Source organism: Pseudomonas sp. AC255 (genome assembly GCF_979258175.1).
The window spans coordinates 3901308-3921568 of sequence record NZ_OZ409841.1 but is presented as its reverse complement, the minus strand read 5'-3'; the positions used below and the strand labels follow the sequence as shown (position 1 = coordinate 3921568).

18 protein-coding genes and 2 pseudogenes are annotated in these 20261 nt (G+C 61.2%); 8 read left to right on the top strand and 12 right to left on the bottom strand.

The window, feature by feature from the left end; translation table 11 throughout:
* Nucleotides 1-29: 29 nt before the first annotated feature.
* The 6 genes and pseudogenes from dinG (at nt 30) to ACZZ0K_RS17800 (ending at nt 8619) form a co-directional block, all read left to right on the top strand.
* Nucleotides 30-2174 (top strand): ATP-dependent DNA helicase DinG, encoded by a 2145-nt coding sequence (gene dinG / locus ACZZ0K_RS17825; RefSeq protein WP_150636400.1) that lies wholly within the window; start codon nt 30-32, stop codon nt 2172-2174.
* 95 nt (nt 2175-2269) lie between these two features.
* The gene (locus ACZZ0K_RS17820; protein WP_258707698.1) at nt 2270-4738 is read left to right on the top strand and encodes a beta-galactosidase; all 2469 of its coding nucleotides are present in this window, start codon (nt 2270-2272) and stop codon (nt 4736-4738) included.
* A gap of 209 nt (nt 4739-4947) precedes the next feature.
* The gene (locus ACZZ0K_RS17815; RefSeq protein ID WP_024011913.1) at nt 4948-6093 is read left to right on the top strand and encodes an EstA family serine hydrolase; all 1146 of its coding nucleotides are present in this window, start codon (nt 4948-4950) and stop codon (nt 6091-6093) included.
* Nucleotides 6094-6206: 113 nt separating this feature from the next.
* A pseudogene (locus ACZZ0K_RS17810) lies at nt 6207-7302 on the top strand (OmpA family protein).
* Nucleotides 7303-7326: 24 nt separating this feature from the next.
* A complete protein-coding gene (pdxH, locus tag ACZZ0K_RS17805) occupies nt 7327-7974 on the top strand; it encodes a pyridoxamine 5'-phosphate oxidase (RefSeq protein WP_024011915.1) in 648 nt (215 codons plus the stop codon).
* A 180-nt stretch (nt 7975-8154) separates the two neighbouring features.
* A complete protein-coding gene (locus ACZZ0K_RS17800; protein WP_016771369.1) occupies nt 8155-8619 on the top strand; it encodes an outer membrane lipoprotein in 465 nt (154 codons plus the stop codon).
* Nucleotides 8620-8692: 73 nt separating this feature from the next.
* Here ACZZ0K_RS17800 and ACZZ0K_RS17795 read toward each other — a convergent pair whose 3' ends face one another.
* From ACZZ0K_RS17795 to nhaA, 5 genes and pseudogenes are all read right to left on the bottom strand, one after another.
* A complete protein-coding gene (locus ACZZ0K_RS17795; RefSeq protein ID WP_252879550.1) occupies nt 8693-8890 on the bottom strand; it encodes a pyocin S6 family toxin immunity protein in 198 nt (65 codons plus the stop codon).
* 75 nt (nt 8891-8965) lie between these two features.
* Nucleotides 8966-9211 (bottom strand): colicin E3-like toxin immunity protein, encoded by a 246-nt coding sequence (locus ACZZ0K_RS17790; RefSeq protein ID WP_095180547.1) that lies wholly within the window; start codon nt 9209-9211, stop codon nt 8966-8968.
* Nucleotides 9212-9463 (bottom strand): colicin E3-like toxin immunity protein, encoded by a 252-nt coding sequence (locus tag ACZZ0K_RS17785; protein WP_095180548.1) that lies wholly within the window; start codon nt 9461-9463, stop codon nt 9212-9214.
* Between the two features lie 7 nt (nt 9464-9470).
* A pseudogene (locus ACZZ0K_RS17780) lies at nt 9471-10683 on the bottom strand (S-type pyocin domain-containing protein).
* Nucleotides 10684-10854: 171 nt separating this feature from the next.
* Complete coding sequence (nhaA, locus tag ACZZ0K_RS17775) at nt 10855-12039, bottom strand: Na+/H+ antiporter NhaA (RefSeq protein ID WP_122505756.1); 1185 nt, start codon at nt 12037-12039, stop codon at nt 10855-10857.
* A 251-nt stretch (nt 12040-12290) separates the two neighbouring features.
* On the opposite strand from nhaA, the gene ACZZ0K_RS17770 reads away from it, so the two are divergent.
* The gene (locus tag ACZZ0K_RS17770) at nt 12291-13385 is read left to right on the top strand and encodes a PLP-dependent cysteine synthase family protein (protein WP_258707700.1); all 1095 of its coding nucleotides are present in this window, start codon (nt 12291-12293) and stop codon (nt 13383-13385) included.
* Nucleotides 13386-13523: 138 nt separating this feature from the next.
* Here ACZZ0K_RS17770 and ACZZ0K_RS17765 read toward each other — a convergent pair whose 3' ends face one another.
* The 3 genes from ACZZ0K_RS17765 to ACZZ0K_RS17755 form a co-directional block, all read right to left on the bottom strand.
* Nucleotides 13524-15137: an NAD(P)/FAD-dependent oxidoreductase gene (locus ACZZ0K_RS17765; RefSeq protein ID WP_258707701.1), complete on the bottom strand. Its 1614-nt coding sequence runs from the start codon at nt 15135-15137 to the stop codon at nt 13524-13526.
* Between the two features lie 95 nt (nt 15138-15232).
* Nucleotides 15233-15886 (bottom strand): COG3650 family protein, encoded by a 654-nt coding sequence (locus tag ACZZ0K_RS17760; RefSeq protein WP_150743363.1) that lies wholly within the window; start codon nt 15884-15886, stop codon nt 15233-15235.
* A gap of 60 nt (nt 15887-15946) precedes the next feature.
* The gene (locus ACZZ0K_RS17755) at nt 15947-16546 is read right to left on the bottom strand and encodes a short chain dehydrogenase (protein WP_252883296.1); all 600 of its coding nucleotides are present in this window, start codon (nt 16544-16546) and stop codon (nt 15947-15949) included.
* 104 nt (nt 16547-16650) lie between these two features.
* Between ACZZ0K_RS17755 and ACZZ0K_RS17750 the strand changes: the two genes are divergently transcribed.
* A complete protein-coding gene (locus ACZZ0K_RS17750) occupies nt 16651-17565 on the top strand; it encodes a LysR family transcriptional regulator (protein WP_056783386.1) in 915 nt (304 codons plus the stop codon).
* A gap of 109 nt (nt 17566-17674) precedes the next feature.
* On the opposite strand, the gene ACZZ0K_RS17745 is transcribed toward ACZZ0K_RS17750, so the two are convergent.
* Genes ACZZ0K_RS17745 through ACZZ0K_RS17730 form a run of 4 tightly spaced genes read right to left on the bottom strand, consistent with a single transcriptional unit; the run spans nt 17675 to nt 20121 of the window.
* Nucleotides 17675-18151 (bottom strand): DoxX family protein, encoded by a 477-nt coding sequence (locus tag ACZZ0K_RS17745; protein WP_258707702.1) that lies wholly within the window; start codon nt 18149-18151, stop codon nt 17675-17677.
* Nucleotides 18148-18906 carry an HvfC/BufC N-terminal domain-containing protein gene (locus ACZZ0K_RS17740; protein WP_258707703.1) on the bottom strand — a complete coding sequence of 253 codons (759 nt, stop codon included), beginning with the start codon at nt 18904-18906 and terminating at the stop codon, nt 18148-18150. The genes ACZZ0K_RS17745 and ACZZ0K_RS17740 overlap by 4 nt, the downstream gene beginning before the upstream one ends.
* Complete coding sequence (gene bufB, locus ACZZ0K_RS17735; protein ID WP_258707704.1) at nt 18903-19790, bottom strand: MNIO family bufferin maturase; 888 nt, start codon at nt 19788-19790, stop codon at nt 18903-18905. Before bufB ends, ACZZ0K_RS17740 begins: the two co-directional genes overlap by 4 nt.
* A 25-nt stretch (nt 19791-19815) precedes the next feature.
* Complete coding sequence (locus tag ACZZ0K_RS17730) at nt 19816-20121, bottom strand: BufA1 family periplasmic bufferin-type metallophore (protein ID WP_016771358.1); 306 nt, start codon at nt 20119-20121, stop codon at nt 19816-19818.
* Between the last annotated feature and the right edge of the window lie 140 nt (nt 20122-20261).

Here is a 20261-nt window from a genome sequence, read left to right as displayed (position 1 = left end):
TATCCAGCGTTTCCAGCGCCCGACACTCAATGATCAGCACTGAACTCAAAACCACGATCCAGGGCGCCTATTCGCGTTTTCTAGAGGCCAAGAGTCTCAAGCCGCGTTACGGCCAGCGCCTGATGATCGCTGAAATCGCCAAAGTCCTCGGAGATATCGACACCGACGACGAAGGCCGGCGCAGTGGCGACCCCGCGATTGTCGCGGTGGAAGCCGGCACCGGTACCGGCAAGACCGTGGCCTACAGCCTGGCGGCGATCCCTACGGCGAAACTGGCCGGCAAGCGTCTGGTCATTGCCACCGCGACCGTCGCCCTGCAAGAGCAGATTGTCTACAAGGATTTGCCCGACCTGATGCGCAACAGCGGGCTGAATTTCAGTTTTGCCCTGGCCAAGGGCCGTGGTCGCTACATGTGCCTGTCCAAGCTCGACATGCTGTTGCAGGAAGGCCACGCACAAACCGCCACCGCGCAGCTGTTCGAAGAAGAAGGCTTCAAGATCGAAGTCGACGAGGCCAGTCAGAAGCTGTTCACCAGCATGATCGAAAAGCTCGCCGGCAATAAATGGGACGGCGACCGCGACAGTTGGCCTAACGCGCTGGAAGACGCCGACTGGGCGCGCCTGACCACCGATCACAGCCAGTGCACCAACCGTCATTGCCCGAACTTCGGCCAGTGCGCTTTCTACAAGGCTCGCGAAGGCATGGGCAAGGTTGACGTGATCGTTACCAACCACGACATGGTCCTGGCTGACCTGGCACTGGGCGGCGGCGCCGTGTTGCCTGACCCGCGCGACACCATTTACGTGTTCGACGAAGGTCACCATTTACCGGACAAGGCCATCGGCCACTTCGCTCACTACACGCGCCTGCGTTCCACCGCCGACTGGCTGGAAACCACCGCCAAGAACCTGACCAAGCTGCTGGCCCAGCATCCGTTGCCGGGCGATCTCGGCAAGCTGATTGAGCAGGTGCCCGAGCTGGCGCGGGAGATCAAGACCCAGCAGCAGTTCATGTTCACCGCCTGCGAGCAGATCGCCGATTTCAAACCGGGCGAAGACGTCGAAGGCCGCGAGCGCCCGCGTCATCGCTTTGTCGGCGGGGTGATTCCCGAGGATATGCGCGAGATGGGCATCGAGCTGAAAAAAGGCTATTCGCGCCTAAACGACCTGTTTCAACGCCTGACCGACCTGCTCAAGGAAGGCATGGACGGCGAGGTCAACATCGGTATCGCCAGCAATCAGGCCGAAGAATGGTATCCGCTGTTCGGCAGCCTGCTGTCCCGCGCTTCCGGCAACTGGGAATTGTGGACCGCGTTCACCGCCGAAGACCCGGAAGACAGCCCGCCCATGGCACGCTGGCTGACCCTGGCCGAAAGCGGCTCGCTGTTCGACATCGAGGTCAACGCCAGCCCGATTCTGGCGGCGGAAACCTTGCGTCGCAGTTTGTGGAACGTCGCTTACGGCTGCTTGGTGACGTCGGCGACGCTGACGGCGCTGGGCACCTTCGACCGTTTCCGCATGCGCGCCGGTCTGCCGAAAAAAGCCGTCACCGCCGTAGTGCCGAGCCCGTTCCATCATGCCGATGCCGGCGTGTTGCGTGTGCCGGACCTGAAGGCCGACCCGCGCGATGCTGCTGCTCACACGGCGGCGATCATTCGCGAACTGCCGGATCTGGTCGACGGTTCCCGTGGCACGCTGGTGCTGTTCTCCTCGCGCAAGCAAATGCAGGACGTATTCGACGGCCTCGACCGCGACTGGCGCAAGCAAGTGTTCATTCAGGGCAACCTGTCGAAACAGGAGACCCTCAACAAGCACAAGGCGCGGGTCGACGGCGGTGATTCCAGCGTGCTGTTCGGGCTGGCCAGTTTTGCCGAAGGTGTCGATTTGCCGGGGGCCTACTGCGAGCACGTGGTGATCGCCAAGATTCCGTTCTCGGTGCCCGATGATCCGGTTGAGGCCGCGTTGTCGGAGTGGATCGAGGCGCGCGGTGGCAATCCGTTCATGGAAATCTCCGTGCCCGATGCCTCGCTGAAACTGGTCCAGGCCTGCGGCCGTCTGCTGCGCACCGAAGAAGACCGCGGCACCATCACCTTGCTCGACCGGCGTCTGGTCACTCAGCGCTACGGCAAGGCGATCCTCAATGCGTTGCCTCCTTTCCGTCGTGAAATATCCTGAGACACGGGTGGGCCGATTGGCCCGCCGCGTTGTCTATCTCTCTGCCACCGCTTTTCCACTGGCCTTGACTGGTCGTTAGGGAGAACTCCGTTCTTATGATCCGCCGTTCGTTGCCCGCTGTTTTCGCCTTGATCTTTGCCGCGCCGTTGCTGGCTGCGCCCGCCGGTCAGCAGACGCTGTTCAACTTCGTACGCCCGGCCGACGTGGTCAAGGTCGCCACGGAAAACGCCGACCTGCCGCAGGCCAATGCCGAACAGACCGCGGAAGGCGAAGTGCTGCGCCGGGTGACGTTCAACCCGGTCGCCCGGCCGACCTTGCGCCTGACCCCGCAGGCCGGCGCTTGGGACTGGTCGCAGTCCGACATGATGACCCTGCGTCTGCAAAGTGCGATGAATTGGGCGGTCACAGTCTATGTGCAGATCCAGAGCAACGATGGCCGCACTCTGGTCAGCCGCGTCGATCTGCCGGCCGGCCCCGCGCAGACCTTGCTGGTGCCGCTGGTGGCTTCGACGCCGCTGAGCCAGGGCATGAAAGCCGGGCCGCCGATGCCGATGACCGTCGATGGCCAACGCATCCTGCTGGCCAGCAGCACTGGCGAGATCGACCGCAGCCAAGTGGTCTCGGTGAGTCTGTCGATGGATCAGCCGAAAGTTGCGCAGAGCCTGTTGCTCGAGCGGTTCGGCGTGCAGGACGGCGAATCGGTGACGCGGGCGGTGTACGGCAATCTGGTCGACGCCTACGGTCAGTCAACCCGTAGTAAATGGCCGGAAAAAGTCAGCAGCGACGAACAACTGAAAAGCGCCGCCAGCAAAGAGCAGCAACAGCTGAATACGTGGCTGGCCGAGCGTGAAAAGGCTTCGCTGGACAAGTTCGGCGGCTGGAACAAAGGCCCGGCGTTCAAGGCCAGCGGCTTCTTCCGCACGGAAAAACGCGATGGCCGCTGGTATCTGGTGACCCCCGAAGGCCACCCGTTCTATTCGCTGGGCGTCAACACCGTCAGCGCGCAGGTCAACCAGACCTACGTCGCTGGTCGCGAACACATGTTCGAATCGTTGCCGAAGAACGACGACCCGCTGGCCGCGCATTTCGGTGAGGGCGACAACCGTGGCGGCAACGGTGCCGACCAGGGGCGTGGCTACGGCAACGGCCGCTGGTACGACTTCTATGGCGCCAACCTGCAACGCCTGTACGGCGAACCGTGCAAGGCCGACAGCGACAACAAGGCCGGAATTGCCGAAGCGGCAAAGGCGGGCGCGGCTGAGGCCAATTCGGTGCAGGCTGCTGAGACTGCGGCGGTGCCTGCCGAGCCAAAATCCGGAATTGCCGAAGCGGCGCAGACCGATGCGGTGCAAGCGTCCAGCGAGGAAACCGCTCCGTGCAAAGCCACTATTGATGAAGAACGCTGGACCCGGCATACCCTCGATCGGCTGCAAGCCTGGGGCTTCAACACAGTGGGCAACTGGAGCGCGCCGTCGCTGGCGGATGCTGAGCGCGTACCGTACACCTTGCCGCTGTCGATCGTCGGCGATTACACCAGCATCAGCACCGGCAGCGATTGGTGGGGCGGCATGCCGGATCCGTTCGATCCGCGTTTCGCCATGGCCACCGAGCGCGCCGTGGCCATTGCCGCCCGCGATCACCGTGACGATCCGTGGCTGATCGGTTATTACGCCGACAACGAACTGGCCTGGGCCGGCCCTGGCGACGATCCGAAAGCTCGCTACGCGCTGGCCTACGGCACGTTGAAAATGACCACCGACGTGCCGGCCAAACGCGCCTTTCTCAAGCAATTGCGCGACAAGTACCGCAATCAGGCCGGACTGTCCAAGGCCTGGGGCATCGAGTTGCCGGCGTGGGAATTGATGGAAGACCCTGGCTTCGTGCCGCCACTGCCGAACCCGGAGCATCCGGAGATCGAAGCGGATTTCAAATACTTCCAGAAGGTCTTCGCCGATACCTATTTCAAGACCATTTCCGATTCGCTGAAATGGCACGCGCCGAACCAGATGCTCCTTGGCGGTCGTTTCGCCATCAGTACCCCTGAAGCCGTGGCGTCCTGCGCACAGTATTGCGATGTGTTTAGCTTCAACATGTACACGCTCAAGCCGCAGGACGGCTACGACTTCGCCGCGCTGGCAGCGCTGGACAAACCGGTGCTGATCACCGAATTCAACTTCGGCTCGGCCGACCGAGGCCCGTTCTGGGGCGGCGTGACGCAGCTGGCCAAAGAGGAAGATCGCGGCCCGGCCTATGCCAACTTCCTCAAACAGGCGCTGAGCGAACCGTCGATTGTCGGCGTGCACTGGTTCCAGTATCTCGACCAACCGGTGACCGGGCGTTTGCTCGACGGCGAGAATGGCCATTTCGGTCTGGTCGGTGTGACCGATCTGCCGTATCAGGGATTTGTCGAGGCAGTGCGCAAAAGCAATCTGCAGGCGCTGGAGCAGTTGGGCAAGGAGGCGCAGAAAACCCCGGCGGCGGAAGTGGAAGGCGGGCGCAAGGCCGAGGCTGGCAAAGCTGCGGAGGCTGCACAGGCGGGTGGGCATTCGGGGAATGGTCACTAGGTTTCAGACCGCGTTATCGTTCTTCGCGAGCAGGCTCGCTCCCACACTGGATATCAACAGCAGCGGAGATCCCCTGTGGGAGCGAGCCTGCTCGCGAAGGATCGCCACAAATTGCCGATCAACCGTCTGGCCCGCGCCTGTTCCCAAATCCCTCAAGGGCTGGAACAATGCGGGCCACTTTGTAGAGCGTTTTCGCGGGGGAGTTGCGGGTGCAGATTCAGGGACATTACGAGCTTCAATTCGAAGCGGTGCGCGAGGCTTTCGCCGCACTGTTCGACGATCCCCAGGAACGCGGCGCAGCCCTGTGCATCCAGGTCGGTGGAGAAACCGTCCTCGACCTCTGGTCCGGTACTGCCGACAAGGACGGCGCCGAAGCCTGGCACAGCGATACCATCGCCAACCTGTTTTCCTGCACCAAGACCTTCACCGCCGTTACCGCGCTGCAACTGGTGGCTGAAGGCAAGTTGCAACTCGATGCCCCGGTTGCCCGCTACTGGCCGGAATTCGCCGCCGCCGGCAAAGAATCCGTCACCCTGCGCCAATTGCTCTGCCATCAGGCCGGCTTGCCGGCGCTGCGCGAACTGCTCGCCCCTGAAGCCCTTTACGACTGGCAAACCATGGTCGACGCCCTCGCCGCCGAAGCGCCATGGTGGACGCCGGGCACCGGTCACGGTTATGCCGCGATCACCTACGGCTGGCTGGTCGGCGAATTGCTGCGCCGCGCTGACGGGCGTGGGCCGGGCGAGTCGATCGTCGCTCGGGTCGCCAAACCGTTGGGCCTGGATTTCCATGTGGGCCTGGCCGACGAAGAGTTTCATCGCGTGGCGCACATCGCCCGTGGCAAGGGCAACGCCGGCGACGCTGCGGCGCAGCGCCTGCTGCAAGTGACCATGCGCGAACCGACGGCCATGACTACCCGCGCCTTCACCAATCCGCCGTCAGTGCTGACCAGCACCAACAAGCCGGAATGGCGCCGCATGCAGCAGCCTGCGGCTAACGGCCACGGCAATGCGCGCAGCCTCGCCGGGTTTTACGCCGGCCTGCTGGACGGCAGCCTGCTCGAAAGCGAGATGCTCGAAGAGCTGACCCGCGAGCACAGCCTTGGCGATGACAAGACCTTGCTCACCCGCACCCGTTTCGGCCTCGGCTGCATGCTCGATCAACCGGACGTGCCCAACGCCACCTACGGCCTCGGACCACGCGCGTTCGGTCATCCGGGAGCGGGCGGCTCGATCGGTTTTGCTGATCCGGAGCACGATGTGGCTTTCGGTTTCGTGACAAATACCCTGGGGCCTTACGTTTTGATGGATCCGCGTGCACAAAAGCTGGCGCGGGTGCTTGCCACTTGTCTGTAAGTCTTCAACTGAGGTTCCAGGGTCGGAACCTCGAAGGGATTTTCGTTTCAAAACGGCTGTTTATCCGGGCGAAAGTGCTCTGATTTTTCATTACTTCATTTTGTGGATTTTCAATGTCATCTAAAAAGACCCTCGCCCTGGCCCTGTGTGTAGCGATCACCGGTTGCGCACAGACTCCGAAAAACGATGCAGACGGCGGCAGTTGGTGGCCGTTCGGTTCTTCCGACAAAGTCGCGGCCAAAGATTCGGCACCGGCTCCGTTGAAACCGGCGGCGACTGCGCCAGTGGCCAAGGCCGAAAGCAGCAACCCGTGGTACTGGCCGTTCGGTTCCAGCGATGAAGCGGTCAAGGCTGATCTGAAAGCCGAGGTCAAACCTGAAGCCAAACCGGTCGAGGTGGCCAAAGCCGAGGCGCAGTCCAATGGCAAATGGTGGTGGCCGTTCGGCGGCAAGGACCAGCCAACCGTCAAAGCCGTGCCGATGCCCGATCCGAAGGTGACTCAGGCCTGGCTGGATGACTACGAACCGCGTCTGCGTGAAGCGGTGAAGGACAGCAATCTGCAACTCGAACGTCGCGACAATGTGCTGGTAGTGACGGCGCCGGTCGAAGGCTCGTTCAACCCGGATCGCCCGGCGATGCTGCTGCCGGTCACCCTTGGCCCGTTCACTCGCGTGGCGAAAATCCTTGAAGCCGACCCGAAAACCGCAGTGCTGGTGCTCGGTCACAGTGACACCAGCGGTGCCGCACCGGCCAACGTCAAGCTGAGCCAGGAACGTGCGCAATCGGTGGCAGCGATCTTCCGCCTCAGCGGCTTGCAGCGTGATCGCCTGATGCTGCGCGGCATGGGTTCCGAAGCGCCGCGTGCGGCCAACGACAGCGTTGAAGGCCGCGCCTTGAACCGTCGTGTCGAGCTGCTGGTGACTCCGCAAAACACCATGGTTGCGCTGCTGAGCAAATACAACATGCCAGCACCGAAGCCTGTAACGATGGTTGCTGCGCAAGACGTCAAGCCAGTGGCCAAACCGGTTACCCCGGCGCCTGCGGCGAAAAAGCCGCTGTGCCGGCGGCGAAAAAGGCGCCAGCCAAGAAAACCGCCGCCAAGGCTCCTGCGAAGAAGGCCCCGGCCAAGGCTCCAGCGAAAAAACTGCACCAGCCAAAGCCGCCGCGACCGACAAGAAAGTCGCCGCAGCCGACGCTGCCAAGAAGTGATCCGCTAACGAAAAGGAATCCGCCATGACCCAGGCTCTGGCCGATATGCGTCGCGACTACACCCGTGACGGTTTGACCGAGGCGCAAGCCCCGGCCGAGCCGTTTGCGCTGTTTCACCAGTGGTTCGCCGATGCGGTGAAAACCGAGCAGGCGCCGGTGGAAGCCAATGCCATGACCCTGGCCACGGTCGATGCCGACGGTCGTCCGCATTGCCGCATTCTGTTGCTCAAGGGCCTGGACGAGCAGGGCTTCACCTTCTTCACCAACTACGACAGCGCCAAGGGCCAGCATCTGGCGGCCAACCCGTTTGCCGCCATGACCTTCTTCTGGCCAACCCTGGAGCGCCAGGTGCGCATCGAAGGGCGGGTGGTCAAGGTCACGGCGCAAGAGTCCGACGCGTATTATCAGGTGCGTCCGCTGGGTAGCCGCCTCGGCGCCTGGGCCTCGCCGCAGAGCCGGGTCATCAACGGTCGTGGCGAACTGGAGGATTTGCTCAAGGCCACCGAGCAACGCTTCAGCGACAGCCAGCCGCATTGCCCGGAACACTGGGGCGGTTACCGCTTGTTGCCCGAGCGCATCGAGTTCTGGCAGGGCAGGCCGAGCCGCCTGCACGATCGCCTCAACTACCGCCTCCAGGGCGCCGAATGGATTCTGGAACGTCTGGCACCCTGAGCAGTCTACCGAGCGAGATAAACGCGGATGGCGCAGGATCGTTGATTTGACGCTACCTTGAGTGGACGCACGCGGGCATCTGTACCAGGCCTGAATGGAAGCCAATTTTATCCGGATGGTGTCGTGACAGGCGCCAGGCCACGGGGTTTAATGAACACATGTTCTTTTGGAGTTGATGCTATGCGTAAGTCTGTTCTGCTGGTTGCTTCCTTTTCGACGATGGCGATGTTGCTGACCGGCTGCCAATCGAGCCTCACCGGCGACTCCTACTCCCGTGACGAAGCGCGTCGTGTGCAGACGATTCGCATGGGCACCATCGAATCCCTGCGACCGGTAAAAATCGAAGGCACCAAGACCCCGATCGGCGGCGCAGCAGGCGCAGTGGTCGGCGGCGTCGGCGGCAGCGCTATCGGCGGCGGCAAGGGCAGCATTGTGGCTGCGGTCATCGGGGCAGTGGCCGGCGGCCTGCTTGGCTCGGCCACCGAAGAAGGCCTGACCCGCACCCAGGGCGTGGAAATCACCGTCCGCGAAGACGACGGCAGCATGCGCGCCTATGTGCAGCAGGTTCAGGAGAATGAAGTATTCCGCGTTGGCGAGCGGGTGCGGATTTCCACCGTTGGCGGAACCAGCCGCGTTTCGCACTAAGCGGGAAGCCGGGTAAAAGAAAACCCCGATCAGGTGACTGGTCGGGGTTTTTCTTTGTTTGTGAATTGCTCATTCAGTATGTGGCGCAGGTGCCCATGAAGTATTCGAGGCCCTTTGGAAAACTGACGTTGAGCAGGTTTTCCAATGCGGTTACCTGATCCTGAGTCAACAACAGCTCGCCGGGTTCCACCTCATCCAAGGGCCTGGATTCAATGAGCTGAGCCACTTTTTCATTCATCTCGCTGCCTGTGATATCCAGCTCGAATTGCAAGGAGTCGTCTTGGGCTTCGTCAGGGAAAAACCGGTAATTAAAAGAAAGTGCATGGAGCTAATACTTCCGGGGCTGTTAGCCGTAGTCAAACGAAATTTGATAGTCGTGAACTCTCAAATCGATTTGATGTTGAAAATACGGCTGAATGGTGGCGAGCCAATTTTGAGCGACGTTGAAACTGCCATTGTTGATGTTGTCCGCGGCGGGAATCCCCAAGGCGTTTAACACTGACTCGTCACCACCCAGGTCTTTTGACGACTCTTCCCCCTGAAACTCCAAGGTTGCTGTGTCGTACCATTCCAATCTCAGTTCCAGTCCCATCTACCATTGATCCCGGTAAACGAACGATACCTGATAGTCGTAAGAAGAAAATTGAATGGAATGCTGGAAGTGGGGCTGGAGAGTCTTGATCCAATCGGCTTTTACATCAAATCCGCCGTTATTGAAGCTTTTCGACGGTAGGCCTAATGCTTCCATTAATGAGCCGTCCTCGCCAAAATCTTTCGACAGTTCCTCCCCCTCACCCAGTTCGGTTTGTTGGTCGTACCATTCGAGTCTGGCTTTGAGTCCCATGTAATCCTCATAAATATTTTTTAATACTACGGTTTTTTTGGGTGGATCTATCTGTTCACCAGTTCTGTGGTCGTAAGAGCCTAAATGGCTGCCATCACTTGCGCGATAGGCTTCAAGCTCGCCATGTAAATAGTCCCATTCATAAATTATTCGGCCTTTTGCATTGATCCAGCGATCCCGGAGCCCACCGTTGAACGGCGTTTTCTTTTTGCTCTTCTTAAATCGGGAAAGGCTGTGATATCCGACGTTTCGGGAGCGGGGTGATAGGTATGTCCCGCTTCAGCGGTGCCTTTCGCAGAGCTGACAACGATGTAAATCGGTTTTACACCCGAGTCTGTGGGAAACACCAGAATGAAATCTTTGTACTCCGGCGGATAAAGCGGATTCACCAGTATCCCGTCCGCCGCCTTCGTCGGTGGATACACCCAGATATGCGGTGCCTGCGGTGCGGCCTCCAGTGCTGGAATGCCGAGAATGTCCGAGCCATCCACCGCCGGGGTCCAGAGCAGTTCGACGCCTTCACCCAGATCGGCAACGAACCGGTCGCCGCGTGCAGTGAACTGCACGACATCGACCATTTCCCAATCGCGGTTCTTACCGGTGTAGAAACCTTAACCCTTGAGGCTGCCGTCGGCCTGTTGCTCGACGCGCAGGCGCACGCGGGTTCGGGCTTGTTTGAGTGTGCTCAGTTGCTCATCGGTGTAGAGCGCGCTGTCGCCCAGGCTGGATGGCATCAAAAGCGCAACCAGCCCCACCAAAGTCGCAGCCGCCGCAGGGGAGGCGAGCGCCGGTAGCACTTCAAAAGCCGAGCCTGCCAAGGCCAGACTGCCGAACCCGACCGGGATGGTGTTGGCGCTGATTTTCTTGAGAGGAATGCCGCCGCTTGCGTCGGCTTCGCGAGCGCCGAGCAGGATCAGCTCGCCGTAATCCTTCAGGCTGTCGGTCGGCACCATGCCGGAAGGATTGCTGTAATCGATAATCGCATCCGGCAACTTGCAGGACTTGGCGAATACACAGCCGGCACGCACGGCTTCAGGTTTTTTCGCAGCCACTTCACGGCTGTGCTCGAAAGCCTCCTGCCGCGCCAGCATCGCGTCGTAAGCGTTTTGCCCGGCTTCGCGCTCGGCAAGTTCTGCCGCCGTCATATACCGCCAGGTAACGTGATGTCCGTCGCCCTCCGGTGGGTTTTGCACCCGGGGAATGTCCTTGTTCCGCGCCACTGATCGTCCCTTCGTTCATCATCGACAGCCCCTCGGAAAGGGGCTGCACGACGTTATCGAAGCGGGGAAAATGTGGCTGTAGGACGGGTCGCTAATGACGTGGGGATTGTTCGCTGCGTAACTGTCAGGCGGAGAATCTGTGGCGAGGGCCAAGCTCCCTCGCCACAGGGGTCATTGCAGTTGTGAATTCTTGCGACTCGCCGCCGCCGTCACCGCATAACCAATCACCGCCGCGAGAATCGAGCCGGTGAGGATGCCCATGCGATCCATGCCGGCGTAATCACTCACGCCGGGTTCGAAGGCCAGCGAGCCGACGAACAGGCTCATGGTGAAGCCGATGCCGCAGAGGATTGCCACGCCGAGGACCTGGCCCCAGTTGGCGCCTTGGGGCAGGGCGGCGATGCCGATCTTGACCGCCAGCCAGGTCAGGCCGAACACGCCGACGGTCTTGCCCAACAGCAGGCCGATGGCGATGCCCATCGGTACGTCGTGGGTGAAGCTTTCGACGGTGACGCCGCTCAGTGACAGGCCGGCGTTGGCGAAGGCGAACAGCGGCAGGATGCCGTAGGCGACCCACGGGTGCAGCGCGTGTTCGAGGGTCAGCAGCGGCGACGACTCGGCGTTTTTCGTGCGCAGGGGAATGCAGAAAGCCAGGGTCACGCCGGCCAGTGTCGCGTGGACACCGCTCTTGAGCACGCAGACCCAGAGGATCAGGCCGATGATCATGTACGGCCCGAGCTTGACCACGCCGAGCCGGTTCATCGCCACCAGCGCGGCAATGCACGCAGCCGCCAGGCCAAGGGAAAGGGTCGAGAGTTCGCCGGAATAGAAGATTGCGATGATGACGATGGCGCCCAGGTCATCGATGATCGCCAGGGTCATCAGGAACAGTTTCAGCGACACCGGAACGCGTTTGCCGAGCAGGGCCAATACGCCGAGGGCGAAGGCGATGTCGGTGGCGGTCGGAATGGCCCAGCCACTCAGGGCGGCGGGGTTGTCGCGGTTGAGGAACCAGTAGATCAGCGCCGGCACCAGCATGCCGCCGATCGCCGCTGCGCCGGGCAGGACGATCTGCGAAGGCTTGGACAATTGGCCGTCGAGCACTTCGCGTTTGACTTCCAGACCGATCAGCAGGAAGAACATCGCCATCAGGCCGTCATTGATCCACAGCAGCAGAGGTTTGGCGATTTTCAACGCGCCGATCTGCGCCACCACCGGGGTGTCGAGCAGGCCGGTGTACAGCCACGACAGCGGTGAGTTGTTGATGATCAGCGCGAGAACGGCTGCGGCGATCAATAGCAGACCGCTGGCGGCTTCCAACTGAAAGAAACGCGTGAAAGTGCTACGCAGAGGCAAGGTCGCTCTCCATCGAATCAAGAAAAAGGTGAAACACCCTAACCCGTACCGTTAGTTGTTAAAACAAAAGTTATATTCTTTTTTGTTATATGTCGTTACAGGCTGTCTGGCTCGGGCAGCACTGAGCCTAGCAGTTGCCTGACACATTGAGACTCAGCTGTATCTTTGCCGCCTGCGGGATTTTTCCTAAGCTTGCGGCAGACCTTTTTCAGAAGACCGATCTTCTGGCTGATTCAACGAGAACCGAAACCATGAGCGACAACCGACAGTGGGCACGCGAAGCCATCCGCATCATCGAGGCGGACTTCCAGCGCAGCGCCGACACCCACCTGATCCCTTTGCCGCTGCCCGGTTTTGCCGGCATCGAGTTGTATTTCAAGGACGAATCCAGCCACCCGACCGGCAGCCTCAAGCATCGCCTGGCACGTTCGCTGTTCCTTTACGCGCTGTGCAACGGCTGGCTCAAGCCCGGCGCGCCGGTGATCGAAGCGTCCAGTGGTTCGACGGCGATTTCCGAAGCGTATTTCGCGCGCATGCTCGGTTTGCCGTTTATCGCAGTAATGCCGGCGACCACCTCGAAAGAGAAGATTGCCCAGATTGCTTTTTACGGCGGGCAGAGTCATCTGGTGCAGGATCCGACGCAGATCTACGCCGAATCCGAGCGCTTGGCCCGCGAGCATGGCGGTCACTTTATCGATCAGTTCACCTACGCCGAACGTGCCACCGACTGGCGGGCGAACAACAACATCGCCGAGTCGATCTTCCAGCAGATGCGCTACGAAAAACACCCTGAGCCGACCTGGCTGATTTCCAGCCCCGGCACCGGCGGCACCACCGCGACCCTCGGTCGCTACGTGCGCTATCGCCAGCACTGCACCCGCGTGTTGTGTGCCGATGCCGAGCGTTCGGTGTTCTTCAATTTCTATCAGAGCGGTGATGCCAGCCTGCGTCTGGATTGCGGCTCACGCATCGAAGGCATTGGCCGGCCTCGGGTGGAAGCGTCGTTCCTGCCCAAGGTGATCGATGCGATGGTCAAGGTGCCGGACGCCCTGTCGCTGGCGGCCATGCATTATCTGGCGCAGCGTTTGGGGCGGCATGTCGGCGGGTCGAGCGGGACCAATCTGATCGGTGCGCTGATGGCGGCGCAGCAGATGAAAGCGGCGGGGCAGTCGGGGTCGATCGTGGCGATCCTGTGCGATGGCGGAGAGCGTTATGCCGACACGTATTACGATCAGCAATGGCTGAAGGCGCAGGGCTATGAACTGGGTGATTTGATTGCAGCGGTGGCGGCAAGTGCCGAGCGCGGGGAGGCGCTGCCGACCTCGGTACTGCGCGCGAATATCTAAAGCTCAACGCAGAAACCACTGTGGGAGCGAGCCTGCTCGCGAAGGCGGAATCACATTCAACAACTTCGTTGAGTGACAGACCGCTTTCGCGAGCAGGCTCGCTCCCACAGGGTTTTGTGTTGGGTCAGCTGATGCTGATCAGGCTTCCAGGCCGAGGATATCGCGAGCCACTGCCTCGGCAATGCGAATCCCGTCGACACCCGCCGAGAGAATCCCGCCGGCATAGCCCGCGCCTTCACCGGCCGGGAACAGGCCCTTGACGTTCATGCTCTGCAGCGACTCGTTGCGGGTGATGCGCAGCGGCGATGAAGTGCGGGTCTCGATTCCGGTCAGCACGGCGTCGTGCAGCGAATAACCGCGAATCTGCTTCTCGAACGCCGGCAAGGCTTCACGGATCGCCTCAATGGCAAAGTCCGGCAGCGCCAAGGCCAGATCGCCCAAGGCCACGCCCGGCTTGTACGACGGCTCGACTTCGCCCAGTTCGGTCGATGGAATGTCGTTGATGAAGTCGCCAACCAGTTGCGCCGGAGCCTTGTAGTCGCTGCCGCCAAGGATGAACGCGTGGGATTCCAGGCGCTCCTGCAACTCGATACCGGCGAGCGGGCCGCCCGGATAGTCGACTTCCGGGGTAATGCCGACGACGATGCCGGAGTTGGCATTGCGCTCGTTACGCGAGTACTGGCTCATGCCATTGGTGACCACGCGATTGGGCTCGGAGGTCGCCGCGACCACGGTGCCGCCCGGGCACATGCAGAAGCTGTAGACCGAACGCCCGTTCTTGGCGTGGTGCACCAGTTTGTAATCGGCCGCGCCAAGTTTCGGGTGGCCGGCGTACTTGCCCAGGCGCGCGCGGTCGATCAGCGATTGCGGGTGCTCGATGCGGAAACCCACCGAGAACGGCTTGGCTTCCATGAACACGCCACGGCTGTGGAGCATGCGGAAGGTGTCGCGGGCACTGTGGCCGAGGGCCAGAACCACATGCTTCGAATGCAGGATTTCGCCGCTGGCCAGTTGCACGCCGACCAGTTGGCCGTCTTCGATCAGCACGTCGCTGACGCGCTCCTGGAAGCGCACTTCACCGCCCAGTTCGCGGATCTGCTCGCGCATGTTTTCGACCATACCGGTCAGGCGGAACGTACCGATGTGCGGCTTGCTGACGTAGAGGATTTCTTCCGGCGCGCCGGCCTTGACGAACTCGTGCAGGACTTTGCGGCCGAGGAATTTCGGGTCCTTGATCTGGCTGTATAGCTTGCCGTCGGAGAACGTGCCCGCGCCGCCTTCGCCGAACTGCACGTTGGACTCGGGATTGAGCACGCTTTTACGCCACAGACCCCAAGTGTCCTTGGTGCGCTGACGGACTTCGGTGCCGCGTTCGAGAATGATCGGTTTGAAGCCCATTTGTGCCAGCAGCAGACCGGCGAAGATGCCGCACGGGCCGAAACCGACGACGATCGGCCGCTGGCCGGGATCGCTCGGTGCCTGGCCGACGAATTTGTAGCTGACATCCGGCGCCACGTTGACGTTACGGTCGTCGGCGAACTTGCCCAACACTCTGGCCTCGTCGCGTACGTTGAGGTCGATGGTGTAGATGAAGCACAGTTCGGAGGACTTTTTGCGCGCGTCATAGCTGCGCTTGAACAAGGTGAAATCGAGCAGATCATCGCTGGCGATGCCCAGACGCTGCACGATGGCGGCGCGCAGGTCTTCTTCGGGATGGTCGATTGGCAGCTTGAGTTCAGTGATTCGTAACATGGCGGGGATCCGGATTCGCGGGGCGCACAACTGCGCCAGGGCGTTTGAAGGCGGCGATTATAAGCCGCCGCGAGCGGATCCGTGGGGAAAAACGATCAGTCGTTGCGCGCGCCGCCGAAATAGCCGCAGCCGCGCTGGACCTGACCGTCGATACGCAACTCGGCGCTCATGTGCTGCACGCTGCCGGTGCTGCTGTCGACGCAGCGCTGTGGCGCCACCCACAATTCGATGCGCTGGTTGTTGGCTTCGCTGCTGAGATTGAAGCGGCCGTCGCCCAGTTGCTCTTCCACATACGGCACGGCGAGTGGAGCTTGGCCGTCGCGCTCGATGACCATGCCTTTGCCGCTGACCTTGACGTTCCACTCCGGGCCATGGCCGGCGGCGCGCAGGATCAGCAGTTTGAAATTCGGATCGTCGCAGGCCGTGCCCGAGCGCTCGACGCGATACAACTGGCGGAGGTCGAGACGGTCGCCGGAGACCTTGCCGCGCACATCGGCAAACAGCTTGCCCTGTTCGTCGGCGAGTGTAGCGGCCTCTTGCAGGACGCTGGTGCCGCCGATGTCGTTGACCACCAGTTGCCGCTGATCCTGGCACGGCTGGAACACCAGTTTGCCGTCGGCGGCGGTCAGTTGCCCCTGCATGCGCGTCTGTCCGGCATGGGACACACTTTCACGCTGGCCGTCGAACAACTGGCAGGCGGCAAACATCGGCAGCAGGGCAACGAGGACGAACGAACGGGCAACACGCATCTTTGGCTCTCCAGACAAGTGCTGCCACGTTACGCAGCCTGACCGCTCATCACAAGGGCCTTAACCCACGTGAAACGTCTGACCGGTTTGCAGGCCTTCGACACTTTTCGCGTAGGCCAATGCCACTTCCGCGGCAGGAACCGGCTTGAAGCCACGGAAGTAGGGCGCGTATTTGCCCAGGGCTTCGGTCAGTACGGTCGGGCTCACCGAGTTCACCCGCAGGCCACGCGGCAGTTCGATGGCGGCGGCGCGGACGAAGCTGTCGATGGCGCCGTTGACCAGCGCTGCCGAGGCACCGCTGCGAATCGGGTCGTGGCTGAGCACGCCGGTGGTAAACGTGAACGAAGCGCCATCGTTGGCGTACTCGCGGCCGATCAGCAGCAGATTGACCTGACCCATCAGTTTGTCTTTCAGGCCGAGGGCGAAGCTGTCTTCGGTCATGTCGTCCAGCGCTGCGAACGTCACGTTGCCCGCCGCGCAGATCAGCGCATCGAACTTGCCGGTCTGTTCGAACAGCTTGCGGATCGAGGCGCTGTCGCTGATATCCACTTGCAAGTCACCGCTGTTACGACCGATACGAATGACCTCGTGACGTTGCGACAATTCTTTGTCCACCGCTGAGCCGATGGTGCCGCCTGCGCCTATCAACAGAATTTTCATCGTGCTGTACCCCATGTGTGTGAATGAGGTTTCAGTCTAGGGTGGTTTTTTCAGTGGATAAGCGCACTAATAGGCAACCTTTGGTTTTCAATTGGAAACAATCCATGAGCGAAATGGATGATCTCGCCGCGTTCGCTGTGCTGATCGAGGCCGGCAGTTTCACCCTTGCGGCGCAGCAGTTGGGCTGCAGCAAAGGCCAGTTGTCCAAGCGCATCAGCCAGCTCGAAGCGCAGTTCGGTGTGGTATTGCTGCAACGCACCACCCGGCGCTTGAGTCTGACGGCGGCGGGGGCGGCGCTGCTGCCGCAGGCCCAGGCGCTGGTGGTCCAGGTCGAACGCGCACGGCAGGCTTTGGCGCGGTTGAAGGACGACATGGCCGGCCCCGTGCGCATGACGGTTCCGGTGTCGCTCGGCGAGACCTTCTTCGACGGCTTGCTGCTGGAGTTTTCCGGGCAATACCCGGAGGTGCAGATCGAGCTGGAGCTGAACAACAGTTATCGCGATCTGTCGCGCGATGGCTTTGATCTGGCGATTCGCGCCGAAGTCGCCAATGACGATCGGCTGGTGGCCAAGCCGTTGTTGGCGTGGCACGAAATGACCTGCGCCAGCCCGGCCTACCTCGAGCGCTTCGGCGAGCCGGCGACGCCCCATGCCTTGGCCGAGCATCGTTGTCTGCTCAACAGCCATTACAGCGGTCGCGAAGAATGGCTGTATCACCAGCAGCACGAGTTGTTGCGGGTGCGGGTTTCGGGTCCGTTTGCCAGCAATCACTACAGCCTGTTGAAGAAAGCAGCGCTGTCCGGCGCCGGCATCGCCCGTTTGCCGTCGTATCTACTGCAAGCGGAACTGGCGGACGGCCGCTTGCGCTGGTTGCTGCGCGATTACCAGACCCGACGCATGCCGATGTATCTGGTGCACCCGTATCAGGGTGGTTTGCCCAAGCGCACGCAAGTGCTCGCGGATTATCTGATGGGCTGGTTCAAGCGCAGTGGCGAGGCGCTGGATCGACTCCAGCGCTGATGTGATTTCCCTGTGGGAGCGAGCCTGCTCGCGAATGCGTCAGTTCAGTCGATACCGATGTTGAATGACACACCGCTTTCGCGAGCAGGCTCGCTCCCACAGGGGGATCTTATTTTGCCAAACGGCGGGCAATCAGGTGATCGATCGACAACCTGCCCGGCCCGGTCGCCATCAGGTACAGCAACACCGCCGCCCAAGTGCCGTGGGTCGGGTAGGCATCCGGGTAGACAAACAGTTGAATGGTCAGGGTCATGCCGAGCAATGCCAGCGCCGAAAACCGTGTGGCGAAGCCGAGCAGGATCAGCAGCGGAAACACATGCTCGGCAAACGCCGCCAGATGCGCGGCAATTTCCGGCGACAGCAGCGGCAGGTTGTACTCGCTCTGAAACAGCGGAATCGTCGAATCGGCCAAACGTGGCCAGCCCAGTTCAAAAGTGCCGTCAATCAAATCGACGGCCAGTCCTTCGACCTTGGTTTGCCCGGATTTCCAGAACACCGCAGCGATGGAAAAACGCGCGATGAGGGCAATCAGGCTGTGCGGGATTTTTTCCAACAGCGCGATGACGCGCAGGATAAAGGCGTTCATGGCAACTCCTTGTAATTCAGACGGGTAATCGCGTTATGCGCAATCAGTAAGGCGAGGGTTTGGGCGAGATCGAACGGCGGGCTGTTTTCTGCCGCCGCGAGCAGTGGCGAGTCCTGGAGCAGATGACCAATGAACACGCTCGCACCCGCCTCAAGAGCAAACACCTCAACGTCGAGACCGTTGCGCAGCACCAGGGCATGCTGGCCTTGATGGAGGCCAATGCCCGCGAGACTTGGCTCCTGCTGATGCGCGGCCCAGATCGCCACCACCGCGAAAGCAGAGTCGAGCAGGTGCAGCGAGGGATGCAGTTCGAAACACAGTTCACTCAGCGACTGGGGATCGGCCAGCGCGGCACTGACTTGTTCAGGCCGGATCGGCTGCGCATCGGCGGCGTGGTAGGCAACAGTGCGCAAATGCTCGAGTCGCGCGACATCAGCGACATAAGGCACGCCGGCGATGGGTTCAAACTCTGCGATGAAGTCGGCGAAATTCTCGCCATAGCGGCTCATCAACGGACTGTGTGGCGGCTGACTCTGGACGAAAATCGCCGCCATGGCGCGGAAGAATTCCTCGCCGACCAATTGCAGCACCACCGGATAACTGTCGGCCAGGGCATTGATCAGCGAGCTTTGCACGTTGTTGCGATACACCGCAAAACGTCGCGACGGATCGGCGCCATTACGGCTGCACAGGCCCTTGGGATACGGCAGTTGCGCATTGAGCAGGGCGGCGGCGAAGTCCGCTTGCGTGCTCATGCCGCACGCTCCGCGCGGCGCAACAGCGTCTCGGCTTGCTGCGCTTCGGCGAGCAAAACGGCGAAGGCCGGCACCTGATTATCCCGTTCGATCAACGTCGCCACCGGGCCGATACGGCGCAGCACTTGCCGGTACAGATCCCAAACGGCCGGATCAATCGGCGCGCCGTGATCGTCGATCAGCAAGCGATCGCCGAGGTTGTCGCAATCTTCAGCGAAGCCGGCCAGATGAATCTCGCCGACTGCGTGCAGCGGTAACGCATCAAGGTAGGCCGACGGATCGCGCTGATGATTGATGCACGACACGTAGACATTGTTGACGTCGAGCAACAAGCCGCAGCCGCTGCGGCGGATTACTTCGGCGATGAACTCGGCCTCGTCGATTGTCGAATGCTCAAACGCCAGATAGGTCGCCGGGTTCTCCAGCAGCATCGGTCGTTTCAGAGTGTTCTGCACCTGGTCGATGTGCGCACAGACGCGGTTCAGCGTCGGCGTGTCGTAAGCCAGTGGCAGCAGGTCATTGAGGAACACCGGGCCGTGGCTCGACCATGCCAGGTGTTCGGAAAAGGCTTGCGGTTGATAGCGCTCGATCAGCTCGGCGAGGCGTTTGAGGTGCTGGCCGTCCAGCGGGCCTTCGCCACCGATCGACAGTCCAACGCCATGCAGTGACAGCGGGTACTGTTCGCGAATCAGACCGAGAAAATGATGAAACGGGCCGCCGGCCACCATGTAGTTTTCGGCGTGGACCTCGAAGAAACCGAGGTCCGGTACGGAGCCGAGCACATCAAGGAAGTGCCCGGTCTTGAGCCCCAGCCCGGCGCGGGCAGGGAGCTCGGTGCGAGCTGCCTGAGTGCGCGGCAGGGACGGTTCGTGATGACTGAACATGGGCGTCACTCAGGCAGGCCGTGGATCAGGACTTGGCTTTGAAGGCTTCGAGCTGACCGAAACCGGTCGGCGAGGTTTTGCTTTCGGTGGTGGCGCAGGTGCCTTTCGGAACGAGCTTCCAGGCGTTGGCCTGATAGTCCATTTTCGCCGTGCCGGCGCAGGTAGTCCCGGCACCTGCGGCGCAATCGTTCTTGCCCTTCATGGCCACGCCGAAGCATTTTTCCATGTTGGCATCAGCGGCCTGAGCGGTGGAGACAGTGGCGATGCTCAGAGCGGAACCGAGAGCCAGAACCAGAGCGGTGGCGGACAGGGTACGGGTAGTCGCAGTCATGATGTTTCTCCAGTTTTTATCAGGGTTTCTGCAAGCGGTTTGCGCTTGCTTGTCCCTCTAGAGAACGGGTGGGGGATGCGTTACAGGTGGGGCGAGAAATTTATAAAAAATTTCGGATACAGCAGTATCCCTGTGGGAGC